Annotated in this window: 10 protein-coding genes; 9 read left to right on the forward strand and 1 reads right to left on the reverse strand. The window is 73.0% G+C overall.

What is annotated here, in order from left to right:
• Window positions 1-41 precede the first annotated feature (41 nt).
• From B079_RS0107345 to galE, 8 genes are all read left to right on the forward strand, one after another.
• Window positions 42-827: a TIGR03936 family radical SAM-associated protein gene (locus B079_RS0107345; RefSeq protein WP_018545132.1), complete on the forward strand. Its 786-nt coding sequence runs from the start codon at window positions 42-44 to the stop codon at window positions 825-827.
• Between the two features lie 261 nt (window positions 828-1,088).
• On the forward strand, window positions 1,089-5,303 hold the full coding sequence (locus B079_RS0107350) for an Rne/Rng family ribonuclease (RefSeq protein WP_018545133.1): 4,215 nt from the start codon (window positions 1,089-1,091) through the stop codon (window positions 5,301-5,303).
• A gap of 165 nt (window positions 5,304-5,468) precedes the next feature.
• Entirely contained in the window at window positions 5,469-6,221 is a 753-nt protein-coding gene (locus B079_RS0107355) for a sugar phosphate nucleotidyltransferase (protein ID WP_018545134.1), read from the forward strand.
• Window positions 6,209-7,270: an iron-containing alcohol dehydrogenase family protein gene (locus B079_RS0107360; protein WP_018545135.1), complete on the forward strand. Its 1,062-nt coding sequence runs from the start codon at window positions 6,209-6,211 to the stop codon at window positions 7,268-7,270. The genes B079_RS0107355 and B079_RS0107360 overlap by 13 nt, the downstream gene beginning before the upstream one ends.
• A gap of 192 nt (window positions 7,271-7,462) precedes the next feature.
• Entirely contained in the window at window positions 7,463-7,783 is a 321-nt protein-coding gene (rplU, locus tag B079_RS0107365) for a 50S ribosomal protein L21 (RefSeq protein ID WP_018545136.1), read from the forward strand.
• A 14-nt stretch (window positions 7,784-7,797) separates the two neighbouring features.
• Window positions 7,798-8,052, forward strand: a complete 255-nt coding sequence (rpmA, locus tag B079_RS0107370; RefSeq protein WP_018545137.1) for a 50S ribosomal protein L27 — start codon at window positions 7,798-7,800, stop codon at window positions 8,050-8,052.
• Window positions 8,053-8,179: 127 nt separating this feature from the next.
• Window positions 8,180-9,625, forward strand: a complete 1,446-nt coding sequence (obgE, locus tag B079_RS0107375; protein WP_018545138.1) for a GTPase ObgE — start codon at window positions 8,180-8,182, stop codon at window positions 9,623-9,625.
• Between the two features lie 143 nt (window positions 9,626-9,768).
• Window positions 9,769-10,746 carry a UDP-glucose 4-epimerase GalE gene (gene galE / locus B079_RS0107380; RefSeq protein WP_018545139.1) on the forward strand — a complete coding sequence of 326 codons (978 nt, stop codon included), beginning with the start codon at window positions 9,769-9,771 and terminating at the stop codon, window positions 10,744-10,746.
• 29 nt (window positions 10,747-10,775) lie between these two features.
• On the opposite strand, the gene B079_RS0107385 is transcribed toward galE, so the two are convergent.
• A complete protein-coding gene (locus B079_RS0107385; protein WP_018545140.1) occupies window positions 10,776-11,510 on the reverse strand; it encodes a L,D-transpeptidase family protein in 735 nt (244 codons plus the stop codon).
• Between the two features lie 216 nt (window positions 11,511-11,726).
• On the opposite strand from B079_RS0107385, the gene proB reads away from it, so the two are divergent.
• A complete protein-coding gene (gene proB / locus B079_RS0107390) occupies window positions 11,727-12,866 on the forward strand; it encodes a glutamate 5-kinase (RefSeq protein WP_051095035.1) in 1,140 nt (379 codons plus the stop codon).
• Window positions 12,867-12,873: the final 7 nt, after the last annotated feature.

A 12,873-nucleotide genomic window follows, 5' to 3' on the forward strand; every position in this document is an offset into this window, starting at 1 on the left:
TGGGCAAGCGACAGCCCGAAGGCCCACCGCCCGCACCCGCGGTGCAGCGCATCCGACTGCGTTACACCAAGCGTGGCCGCCTCCGGTTCACCAGCCACCGCGATTTCCAGCGCGCCTTCGAGCGTGCGCTGCGCCGCGCCGAGGTGCCCATGGCGTACTCGGCGGGGTTCACACCGCACCCGAAGGTGTCGTACGCCAATGCCGCACCCACCGGCACGGGCAGTGAGGCGGAGTACCTGGAGATCGCCCTGACCGCGGCGCGTGACCCCGAGACCCTGCGCGGTCTGCTCGACGGGTCGCTGCCCGCCGGGCTGGACATCACCGACGCGGTCGAGGCCCACACCTCCGGCCTCGCCGACCGGCTCGCCGCCTCCCTGTGGGAGCTGCGGCTGGACGGCGTGGACCCGGCGGAGGCCCGTCGCGCGGTCGATGCCTTCCACGCGGCCGGGACGGTCGAGGTGCAGCGCACCACCAAGAACGGCGTGCGCACCTTCGACTGCCGCCCGGCCGTCGCCTCCCTGGAGGTCGTGGAGACGCACCCGCCGCAGGCTGATAGGCCGGAAGACCGGCCCTGTGCGATACTGCGGCTGGTTGTTCGGCACGTGACGCCTGCCGTACGACCCGACGACGTCCTGTCCGGTCTCCGCGCCGTGGCCGACCTGGCGCCGCCGGTCCCCGCAGCGGTGACCAGGCTGGCGCAGGGGCCTTTCGATGAAGAGACCGGCACGGTGACCGACCCGCTCGCGCCCGACCGCGAGGCAGCCCAGGCCAAGACGGCCGCACCGGCTGCCGCCGCGACGGCGGCGACGCCGGAAGGTTCCGTGTAGGACACACGCCGTAGCGCCGCCCTCGTACTCGGGAGCCACCTGGGTCGGGCAGCGCACCGACCAGAAGACTTTCGCCAGGCCGTACCGACAAGGCGTACGGAACCGGCGAGACAGGACACAGAGTGCTCCCGTGCGGCGCCCGCGCCCCGGACGGCGGCCATCGCGCATCGCGCGGGCCGCGGACGTCAACGGCGGACGGCCCGAAGAGGCCGGCGCCGGACCAGGCGCGGCGCCCGGGAGCCTGACGGGAGAAATGCCCGGATGCTCGAACCGACCGAGCCCAACGAGGGTTCCGAACTGAACACCCCGAGCGACACCCTGCCCCCGCGCAGGCGTCGCCGTGCCGCCTCCAGGCCCGCGGGTTCGCCCGCTGCCGCCGAGGCCCCCACCGAGGTCGTCACGCCCGCCACCAGGGCCGACGAGCCTGCCACCGCGTCGTCGCAGGCCGCCGCCGAGGCGCCCGCGGCCGACGAGACCGCACCCGCCCGCCCCCGCCGCCGAGCGACCCGCCGCGCCTCCGCACCCGCCGGTGCCCCGGCCGCCGCCGAGGCCGCCGAGACGGTCGTACCCGCGGAGACGACGGCCGCGACGGCCGACACCACCGAACCGGCCGAGGTCACCGAGACCCCCGCGCCGCGCCGTACCCGCCGCCGGGCCTCCGCGCCCGCCGGTGCCCCCGCCGCCTCCGCTCAGGCCGAGGAGAAGGACGACGACGAGGTGAGCGTGGACATGGAGAACGCGGACATCGAGAACGCCGAGGACGCCAAGGCCGCCGAGCCGGTCGCCGAGGAGCCCGCTCCCCGTACGCGCCGCCGTGCCACCCGCCGGGCCTCCGCGCCCGCCGGTGCTCCGGCCGCCGCCGAGGCCGCGCCCGCCGAGGCCGCATCCGCCGAGGCTCCGGCCACGGAGGAGAGCCCCGCCGAGCCGGAGCCCCGTACGCGCCGTCGCGCCACGCGCCGCTCGTCCGCGCCCGTCGCCGAGACCGCACCCGTAGAGGCCCCGGCCGCCGTAGAGGCGCCCGCCGCTGCCGCCGAGGAGACGCCCGCCGAGGCGGAGACCGCTCCCCGTGCCCGTCGCCGCGCGACCCGCCGGGCGTCCGCGCCCGCCGGTGCCCCGGCGGCTGCCGAGGCCGGTGCGTCCGCCGAGACCGCCGCCGAGAAGAGCCCCGAGGCCGAGGAGGCCCCCCGCAAGGGCCGTCGCCGCGCCGCCGAGGCGCCCGCCGCCCCGGAGGCCGAGGCTCCGGCCGCCGCCGAGGGCGGCTCGCGCCGTCGTCGCCGCGTCGTACGGCAGGCCGCGGGCGGCTTCTCCGCACCCGCGCCCGCCGAGGGCGCCGAGTCCGACTCCCCGCGCAAGCCCGCGCGCCCCGCCGTCGCCGTCTTCCGGGCGCCGGTGTTCACCGAGCCGAGGTTCCAGACCCCGCAGCGGGCCGCGGCCGAGGCCGCCGCTGTCGCCGCCGAGGCCGAGGAGGCGGCGAAGCCCGAGGAGACCGAGCCGTCCGCACCGGCCGCGCAGGCCGAGCAGCCCGGACGCGCCGAGTCCTACGACGACCGAGGCGAGGCCGGTTCGCGCCGTCGCCGTCGCCGCCGGGGCGCCCCCGCCGAGGAGACCCGCCCGGCCGCCGAGACCGAGACCGAGGCCGAGGAGCCGGAGGAGGCCGACGAGGCCGCCGAGGGCCAGGCCGAGGGCGACGACGCCGAGGGCTCCGACGAGGCCGGTTCGCGCCGCCGTCGCCGCCGGGGCGGCCGTCGCCGTCGCCGTGGCGACGCCCCGGAGGGCGAGGAGGGCACGGACGGCGAGGACGACGACCTGGCCGCCGAGCAGGCCGCGCAGGACGCCGAGGACACCGCCGAGCAGGAGGAAGAGGACGAGGAGGACGCGCACGACGCCGCGGGCTCCAGCTCCAGCCGTCGCCGCCGTCGCCGTCGTCGCCGCGCCGGTGACTCCGGCGAGTCGGGCGACGCCTCCACCGACGACCCCGAGCGCACCGTCGTCAAGGTCCGCGAGCCCCGCAAGGCCGCCGAGCCGTCCGACGAGGTCCAGTCCATCAAGGGCTCGACCCGTCTGGAGGCCAAGAAGCAGCGCCGCCGCGAGGGCCGCGAGCAGGGCCGCCGCCGCGTGCCGATCATCACCGAGGCCGAGTTCCTGGCCCGCCGCGAGGCCGTCGAGCGCGTCATGGTCGTGCGCCAGCACGGCGAGCGCACCCAGATCGGCGTCCTGGAGGACGGCGTGCTCGTCGAGCACTACGTCAACAAGGAGCAGTCCACCTCCTACGTCGGCAACGTCTACCTGGGCAAGGTCCAGAACGTGCTGCCGTCCATGGAGGCCGCCTTCATCGACATCGGCAAGGGCCGCAACGCTGTCCTGTACGCCGGTGAGGTCAACTTTGAGGCGCTCGGCATGGCCAACGGGCCGCGCCGCATCGAGTCCGCCCTCAAGTCCGGCCAGTCGGTCCTGGTCCAGGTGACCAAGGACCCGATCGGCCACAAGGGCGCCCGCCTCACCAGCCAGGTCTCCCTGCCGGGCCGCTACCTCGTGTACGTCCCCGAGGGCTCGATGACCGGCATCAGCCGCAAGCTGCCCGACACCGAGCGCGCCCGGCTGAAGACCATCCTCAAGAAGATCGTCCCCGAGGACGCGGGCGTCATCGTGCGCACCGCCGCCGAGGGCGCGAGCGAGGACGAGCTGCGCCGTGACGTCGAACGGCTCCAGGCGCAGTGGGAGGAGATCAAGAAGAAGGCGAAGACGGGCAACGCCCCGACGCTGCTGTACGGCGAGCCGGACATGACCGTCCGCGTCGTGCGCGACATCTTCAACGAGGACTTCTCCAAGGTCATCGTCAGCGGTGACGAGGCGTGGGACACCATCCACGGCTACGTCTCGCACGTCGCCCCGGACCTCACCGACCGGCTCCAGAAGTGGACCAGCGAGGTCGACGTCTTCGCCACGTACCGGATCGACGAGCAGCTCGCCAAGGCGCTCGACCGCAAGGTCTGGCTGCCCAGCGGCGGTTCGCTGGTGATCGACCGGACCGAGGCGATGATCGTCGTCGACGTCAACACCGGCAAGTTCACCGGCCAGGGCGGCAACCTGGAGGAGACGGTCACCAGGAACAACCTGGAGGCGGCCGAGGAGATCGTGCGCCAGCTGCGGCTGCGCGACCTCGGCGGCATCATCGTGATCGACTTCATCGACATGGTCCTGGAGTCCAACCGCGACCTGGTGCTGCGCCGCCTCCTGGAGTGCCTGGGCCGCGACCGCACCAAGCACCAGGTGGCCGAGGTGACCTCGCTCGGCCTGGTCCAGATGACTCGCAAGCGGGTCGGCCAGGGCCTCCTGGAGTCCTTCTCCGAGTCCTGCGTCCACTGCAACGGCCGCGGTGTCATCGTCCACATGGAGCAGCCCTCGTACGCCGGTGGCGGCGGTGGTGGCGGCAAGCGCAAGAAGCGCGGCCGTGGCGGCGACGGACACACGCACGAGCACGAGGGCGCCGCCGTCGCGGTGGCCGTCGAGTCCCCCGTGCCGGAGGCGGCCGAGACGGTGGCCGAGGTGGCCGCCGAGGTCGCCGAACCGCTCGCGCTGCCCGCGGAGTTCACCCCGGACGAGGAGCTGTACAGCAGCGTCGCCGAGGCGGAGGCCGCAGCCGGACGTGGCCGTTCGCGCCGCCGTACGAGCCGCAGGGCCGCCGGTGCGCCGAAGACCGAGAACGGCAAGGCCGAGTACGCCAAGGCCGAGACCGGCAAGGCCAAGGGCGGCCGGGCCGCGCGCGCCGAGGCTCCGGTGGACCGCACCGAGCCCGTCGCCGAGGCCGAGCGCGCCGTGCGCCCGGAGCGGGCCGCCGAGGCGCAGGCCGCGCCGGTCGCCGCCGAGGACCCGGTGGTGACCCAGGAGGCCGTGACCGAGGCGCCCGCCGCCCAGGAGCCCGTGGCCGAGGAGGCCGCGCCCCAGGGCCGTACGCGCCGCCGGGCCACCCGCAAGGTGTCGGCGCCCGCCGGTTCCCCTGCCGGGTCCGAGGCGACCGTCGTGACCGTCGCGGAGACCGCGCCGGTCGCCGAGCCTGAGCCCGCGGCTGCGGCTGCGGTCGAGGAGGCTCCCGCCGAGAGCGCCGCCCCGGCGCGTCCGCGCCGCCGCGCGGTGCGCAGGGCGACCGCCTCCACCGCGTCCGAGGACACGGCCGTCGTGGTCGTCCCGTCGGCCGCGACGGAGCCGGAGCCGGAGGCGCCCGCCGAGGCGGGCGAGGCCGAGGAGGCCGCCCCCGCCAAGAAGACCGCCCGCAAGGCGGCCAAGAAGGCCCCGGCGAAGAAGACGGCCGCGAAGAAGACCACGGCCGCCAAGAAGACGACGGCCAAGAAGACCGCCGCCAAGAAGACGACCGCGAAGACGACGGCCAAGAAGGCGACGAAGACCGCCAAGACGGCCGCCGCCAAGTCCACGGCGAAGAAGACCACCACGGTCTCCGCGCCCGACGACGAGAGCTGAGTCTCACCCCGATCACCGTGTGGTCCTGCCGTTCCTGGCAGGGCCACACGGTCGTCACGGGACTTTTCCCGCCGTTTCCCGGTAGGAAGGCCCCTCGACACCTCGTGCCGCCGGCCCGCCCGGGCGGCGGCACGCGAGCCGCGTGAACCGAAGGAGAAAACCGCGATGATAGGTCTCGTGCTGGCGGCCGGCGCCGGACGGCGTCTGCGCCCCTACACCGACACGCTGCCCAAGGCGCTCGTGCCGGTGGGCCCGGAGGGCGAGGAGGAGTCGCTGACGGTCCTGGACCTGACGCTGGGCAACTTCGCCGAGGTGGGTCTGACCGAGGTCGGTGTCATCGTCGGTTACCGCAAGGAGGCGGTGTACGCCCGTAAGGAGGCCCTGGAGGCCAAGTACGGGCTGAAGATCACCCTCATCGACAACGACAAGGCGGAGGAGTGGAACAACGCCTACTCCCTGTGGTGCGGTCGTGACGCGCTCAAGGACGGTGTGATCCTGGCCAACGGTGACACGGTGCACCCGGTCTCCGTCGAGAAGACGCTGCTCGCGGCGCGTGGTGAGGGCAAGAAGATCATCCTCGCGCTGGACACGGTGAAGTCCCTGGCGGACGAGGAGATGAAGATCGTCGTGGACCCCGACAAGGGTGTCCAGAAGATCACGAAGCTGATGGACCCCTCGGAGGCCACCGGTGAGTACATCGGTGTGACCCTGATCGAGGGCGAGGCCGCGGCCGACCTCGCGGACGCGCTGCGCGTGACCTTCGAGCGCGACCCGCAGCTGTACTACGAGGACGGTTACCAGGAGCTGGTCAACCGCGGCTTCAAGATCGACGTGCAGCCGATCGGCGAGGTCTCCTGGGTCGAGATCGACAACCACGACGACCTCGCGCGCGGGCGGGAGATCGCGTGCCGATACTGACGCGGCTCATCCCCTCGCCGGTGGTCGTGGACATCCGCCCGGGTGCCCTGGCCGACCTGGCGAGCGTCCTCGCGGACCAGCGCATCTCGCACTCCGGCCGTCTCGCCGTCGCCGTCAGCGGCGGCTCGGGCGCCCGGCTGCGCGAGCGCGTCGCGCCGTCCCTGCCGGGTGCCACCTGGTACGAGGTCGGCGGCGGCACGCTGGACGACGCCGTACGCCTGGCCGACGAGATGAAGTCCGGCCGGTACGACGCGGTGGTCGGCCTCGGCGGCGGGAAGGTCATCGACTGCGCCAAGTACGCGGCGGCCCGCATCGGCCTGCCGCTGGTCGCGGTCGCCACCAACCTCTCCCACGACGGCATCTGCTCGCCCGTGTCCATCCTGGACAACGACGCGGGCCGGGGCTCCTACGGTGTGCCGACGCCCATCGCGCTGCTCATCGACCTCGACGTGATCCGTGAGACGCCGGTGCGCTTCGTGCGCTCGGGCATCGGGGACGCCGTGTCGAACATCTCGGCGGTCGCGGACTGGGAGCTGGCCAACCGGGTCAACGGCGAGAAGATCGACGGACTCGCCGCCGCCATGGCCCGCCAGGCGGGCGAGGCCGTGCTGCGCCACCCCGGCGACTGCACGGACGACGGCTTCCTCACCGTGCTCTCCGAGGGGCTGGTGCTCTCCGGCATCGCCATGTCGATCGCCGGGCACACCCGGCCCTCCTCCGGCGCCTGCCACGAGATCAGCCACGCGCTCGACCTGCTCTACCCCAAGCGCGCGGCGAGCCACGGCGAGCAGGTGGGCCTCGGCGCGGCCTTCGCCATGCATCTGCGCGGCGACCACGAGGGCTCGTTCCTCATGGCGGCCTCGCTGCGCCGGCACGGGCTGCCGGTGCTGGCCGAGGACATCGGGTTCAGCGAGGACGAGTTCGTCCGGGCCGTGGAGTTCGCGCCGGAGACCCGGCCGGGCCGCTACACGATCCTGGAGCACCTGGAGCTGTCCCCGGACGGCATCCGGAAGGCGTACGCGGACTACGCGGCCACGCTGACCGGCTGACCAGGGCCCGGTTTGACCCCTGTGGGGCCTGCCCGTACCCTTGACTGTCGGCGTGTCTGAACACGCCACATCCCCGTAAACCTTTTTCCCTCCCGGTCACACCCGGTGTGGCCGGGAGAGGTCGTCCATGGTGTTTTTACCGGTGCGGCTGGCCTGCGGGGGTGCCGTACTTCGAGCGAAAGTGAGATCCGCGTGTACGCCATCGTGCGCAGCGGTGGTCGCCAGCACAAGGTTGCTGTCGGCGACATCGTTGAGGTTGACAAGATTTCCACTGCCAATGTTGGCGACACGGTCGAGCTCTCGACCCTGCTCGTTGTCGACGGCGACTCCGTGACCAGCGACCCGTGGGTGCTGGCCGGCATCAAGGTCCAGGCCGAGGTCGTGGACCACCACAAGGGCCAGAAGATCGACATTCTGCGCTACAAGAACAAGACCGGCTACCGCCGTCGTCAGGGCCACCGCCAGCAGTACACGGCGATCAAGGTCACTGAGATCCCCACGGCTGCGAAGTAAGGGACTGAGAACAGATGGCACACAAGAAGGGCGCATCGTCCACCCGGAACGGTCGCGACTCCAATGCCCAGCGGCTCGGCGTGAAGCGCTTCGGCGGTCAGGTCGTCAGCGCGGGTGAGATCCTGGTCCGCCAGCGCGGCACCCACTTCCACCCGGGCGCCGGTGTCGGCCGTGGTGGCGACGACACGCTGTTCGCGCTGCAGCCCGGCGCCGTGGAGTTCGGCAAGAGCCGCGGCCGCAAGGTCGTGAACATCGTTCCGGTCGCCTGAATCCTCTGATTCACGGCCGCGACGAAGCATTTCGCGCGAGGCGGACCTCACTTCCCGGTCGGGAAGGCAGGTCCGCCTTTCGCGTGTTGACATAGGTAGTACCCGCACTTTTCTGGAGGCACCCACCATGACCACCTTCGTGGACCGCGTCGAACTGCACGTCGCCGCGGGTAACGGGGGCCACGGCTGTGCCTCCGTCCACCGCGAGAAGTTCAAGCCGCTCGGCGGCCCGGACGGCGGCAACGGCGGCCGGGGTGGCGACGTCATCCTCACCGTCGACCAGTCGGTCACCACGCTGCTCGACTATCACCACTCCCCACACCGCAAGGCCACCAACGGCAAGCCCGGCGAGGGCGGCCACCGCTCCGGCAAGGACGGCCAGGACCTGGTCCTGCCGGTCCCGGACGGCACCGTCGTGCTGGACAAGGCGGGCAACGTGCTCGCCGACCTGGTCGGCCACGGCACCTCCTACGTCGCCGCGCAGGGCGGCCGGGGCGGTCTCGGCAACGCCGCGCTCGCCAGCGCCCGCCGCAAGGCCCCCGGCTTCGCGCTGCTCGGTGAGCCCGGTGACCTCCAGGACGTCGTCCTGGAGCTGAAGACCGTCGCCGACGTCGCCCTGGTCGGCTACCCGAGCGCGGGCAAGTCCTCGCTCATCTCCGTGCTCAGCGCGGCCAAGCCGAAGATCGCCGACTACCCCTTCACCACCCTGGTGCCCAACCTCGGCGTGGTGACGGCCGGTTCGACCGTCTACACCGTCGCCGACGTGCCCGGTCTGATCCCGGGCGCCAGCCAGGGCAAGGGACTTGGCCTGGAGTTCCTGCGGCACGTGGAGCGCTGCAGCGTCCTGGTGCACGTCCTGGACACCGCGACCCTGGAGTCCGAGCGCGACCCGCTGTCCGACCTCGACATCATCGAGGAGGAGCTGCGGCAGTACGGCGGTCTCGACAACCGTCCCCGCATCGTCGTCCTGAACAAGGTGGACGTGCCGGACGGCAAGGACCTCGCCGAGATGGTCCGCCCCGACCTGGAGGCGCGCGGCTACCGCGTCTTCGAGGTGTCGGCGGTCGCCCACATCGGCCTGAAGGAGCTGACGTACGCCCTCGGTGACATCGTCGCCAAGGCGCGGGCCGCCAAGCCCAAGGAAGAGGCCACGCGCATCGTCATCCGGCCCAAGGCCGTGGACGACGCGGGCTTCACGGTCACCCGCGAGCAGTTCGAGGGCGAGCCGCTGTTCCGCGTGCGCGGCGAGAAGCCCGAGCGCTGGGTCCGCCAGACCGACTTCAACAACGACGAGGCCGTCGGCTACCTCGCCGACCGGCTCAACCGCCTCGGCGTCGAGGACCGGCTGATGAAGGAGGGCGCCCGCTCCGGCGACGCCGTCGCGATCGGTCCCGAGGACAACGCGGTCGTCTTCGACTGGGAGCCCTCGGTCACCGCCGGCGCCGAGATGCTCGGCCGCCGTGGCGAGGACCACCGCTTCGAGGAGCAGCGCCCCGCCACCCAGCGCCGCCGCGACAAGCAGGCCGAACGGGACGAGGCGGAGCGGGAGTTCAACGACTTCGAGGCGTTCTAGGGCTCACCGGGCACCCGGCCGGAACACCGGCCGGGTGCCCGCTGCCGGACATTCCCGGCCGTCCTCCCGGGCTGTCGGACTCGATTTTCCGTCTCCGATGGGCGAGTCTGCTGTCACGGGAGGACGTTCGAGGAGGCATGGGGATGAGCTGGCTGATCACGGGCGGCGCCGGATACATCGGCGCTCATGTGGTGCGCGCGATGACGGCGGGCGGCGAGGACGTGGTCGTGTACGACGACCTGTCCACCGGCAGCGCGGAGCGGGTGCCCTCCGGTGTGCCGCTGGTCGTGGGCAGCGTGCTCGACGGGGATCTCCTCGCGCGCACGATCCGCGAGCACGGCGTCACCGGCGTCGTGCACATCGCGGCCCGCAAGCAGGTCGGCGAGTCGGTCGAACGCCCGCTGTACTACTACCGGGAGAACGTCACCGGCCTCCAGACCCTGCTGGACGCGATGACGGAGACCGGCGTCGACCGCGTCGTCTTCTCCTCCTCGGCGGCCGTCTACGGCATGCCCGACGTGGACCTCGTCACCGAGGACACGCCCTGCGTGCCGATGAGCCCCTACGGCGAGACCAAGCTGGTGGGGGAGTGGCTGATCGCGGCTGCTGCCCGCGCCCATGGTCTGCGCGCCGTCAGCCTGCGCTACTTCAACGTGGCCGGGGCCGCCGCCCCCGAGCTGGCCGACACGGGCGTCTTCAACCTCGTCCCCATGGTGTTCGAGCGCCTGGAGGCCGACGAGCCGCCCCGCATCTTCGGCGACGACTACGCCACCCCGGACGGCACCTGCGTGCGCGACTACATCCACGTCCAGGACATCGCCTCCGCCCACCAGGCCGCCGCCGTACGGCTGCGCGAGGCCCCGGCGGGCACCTCGCTGGTCCTCAACATCGGCCGGGGCGAGGGCAGTTCGGTACGCGAGATGGTCGACCGCATCCTCAAGACGACCGGCCACGAGGACGTCGTGGCCGAGGTGACCCCGCGCCGCCCCGGCGACCCGGCCCGGGTCGTCGCGGCGGCCGACCGCATCCGCGCGGAGCTGGGCTGGAGCGCCCGGTTCGGCCTGGACGACATGATCGAGTCGGCCTGGGGCGGCTGGCGCCACCGGCACCCCCGCGACTGACGGGGCCGAGCCCGGGGGACTTCAGGCTTTCAGGCCTTCAGGTCGGCCTTGTCGCCCATCACCACGACCGGGTGCTCCTTCGGGTCCAGCGTGCGCAGCAGGTACTCCATGTCCGCCTTGGGCTGGCTCACGCACGCCGAGGTGCCGCTGCCGTGGTCCATGTGCAGCCAGATGCTGCCGCCCTTGGACTGGCCCTGCGGCCGGGTCGGGTCGTTGGGCGGGGTGCCCTTGACCCGGTTGTAGTCGATGGCGATGACGTAGTCGAAGTCGTTCCAGTACGACTTCTTCCAGTAGTGCGGGGCCTGGAAGGCGGCCGAGCGGGTGTACGGCAGCTTGGTGCCGGGGGAGGGGAGGACACCGCCCGCGTCGCTCAGCGTGAAGACGCCCACGGGGCTGCGCTTGTCGCCCTCGTGATGGTCCGTCGTCCAGCCCTTGCGCCCGTTGTGGGCGGACCAGGTGCGCTGCTGCTTCCAGACCGAGCCGGTCTTCTCGTAGAGCGCGACGGTCGAGTCGGCCGAGTCCTTGCCGTCGCCGTACACCGCGACGACCTGCCGCGTGTCCCCGGGCACCTGCTTCCACAGCCGGTCCCCGATGTCCGGGACGCGCTTGAGCGGTGCGGCGGCGTGCGGCTTGGCGTCGGCGCCCCCGCCGGGCCCCTTCGGGGTGTCCGGATGCCCCGAACCCCCGCACGCCGCCAGACACACCGTCAGCAGAGCGACCCCCGTCGCACCCGCCATCACCCGCACCGAACCGCCGTTTCGCATGGGCTCCATGGTCGCAGACCGTGACCCGGTGGCGGGTCCAGGGTGTGGGGAAGGACCCCGTAAGAGTTCACTCGCGGCCCGTCCCCGGCCCGTCTCGTGCGCGCGTCCGCGTGCTGGACGGGTGCGCGGGCGGTCACCCGCTTCGCGTAGATTGCGAGCGGAACCGGCATGGATGGCGAGCGGGACCGCAGGGCGCGCGAGGGGACAGAGGGCAAGGTGGCAAGTGCGAGGCAGGCCGTGGGCGAGGCCCGCAGGATCGTCGTCAAGGTGGGCTCCTCCTCGCTGACCACCGCCGCGGGCGGCCTGGACGCCGACCGGGTGGACGCGCTGGTGGACGTGCTCGCCAAGTTCCGCGCCCCGGGTGCGGGCGGCGCGCCGCGCGAGGTCGTCCTCGTCTCCTCCGGCGCCATCGCCGCCGGTCTCGCCCCGTTGGGGCTGCCCCGGCGCCCCCGCGACCTGGCCCGCCAGCAGGCCGCCGCCAGCGTCGGCCAGGGCCTGCTCGTCGCCCGCTACACCGCCTCCTTCGCGCGCTACGGCGTCCGCGTCGGCCAGGTGCTGCTCACCAGCGACGACATGAGCCGCCGCAGCCACCACCGCAACGCCTCGCGCACGCTCGACAAGCTCCTCGCCATGGGCGCGTTCCCGATCGTCAACGAGAACGACACCGTCGCCACCGACGAGATCCGCTTCGGCGACAACGACCGCCTCGCCGCCCTCGTCGCCCACCTCGTCCGCGCCGACCTGCTGGTCCTCCTCTCCGACGTGGACGGTGTCTACGACGGCGACCCCAGCAAGCCCGGCACCTCCCGGATCGCCGAGGTGCGCTCCCCGGCCGACCTCGCGGACGTCGAGATCGGCAGCGCGGGCAAGGCGGGCCTCGGCACCGGTGGCATGGCCACCAAGGTGGAGGCCGCCCGGATCGCCGCCGCCGCGGGCATCCCCGTCGTGCTGACCAGCGCCGTCCACGCGGCCGACGCCCTGGCCGGGGGCGACACCGGCACCTGGTTCCACCCCACCGGCAGGCGCTCCGCCGACCGGCTGCTCTGGCTCCAGCACGCCTCCACCCCGCAGGGCTCCCTCACCCTGGACGACGGCGCCGTCCGCGCGGTCGTCCAGGGCCGCAAGTCGCTGCTGCCCGCCGGGATCGCCGCCGTGGAGGGCGAGTTCGGCGCGGGCGACCCCGTCGAGCTGCGCGACGCCGCCGGACGGGCCGTCGCCCGGGGCATCGTCAACTTCGACGCCAAGGAGATCCCCCGGCTGCTCGGGCGTTCGACCCGCGAGCTGGCACGCGAACTGGGCCCCGCCTACGAACGCGAGGTCGTACACCGGGACGACCTGGTACTGCTGCACGTGTGACCCCCGG

The organism is Streptomyces sp. LaPpAH-108, assembly GCF_000373625.1.
Taxonomy (GTDB): Bacteria; Actinomycetota; Actinomycetes; order Streptomycetales; family Streptomycetaceae; genus Streptomyces.

Coding starts and splice junctions, on each gene's coding strand:
- B079_RS0107350 (WP_018545133.1), top strand. CDS start 1,089: ATGCTCGAACCGACCGAGCCCAACGAGGGTTCCGAACTGAACACCCCG.
- obgE (WP_018545138.1), top strand. CDS start 8,180: ATGACCACCTTCGTGGACCGCGTCGAACTGCACGTCGCCGCGGGTAAC.
- B079_RS0107355 (WP_018545134.1), top strand. CDS start 5,469: ATGATAGGTCTCGTGCTGGCGGCCGGCGCCGGACGGCGTCTGCGCCCC.
- B079_RS0107385 (WP_018545140.1), bottom strand. CDS start 11,510: ATGCGAAACGGCGGTTCGGTGCGGGTGATGGCGGGTGCGACGGGGGTC.
- galE (WP_018545139.1), top strand. CDS start 9,769: ATGAGCTGGCTGATCACGGGCGGCGCCGGATACATCGGCGCTCATGTG.
- rpmA (WP_018545137.1), top strand. CDS start 7,798: ATGGCACACAAGAAGGGCGCATCGTCCACCCGGAACGGTCGCGACTCC.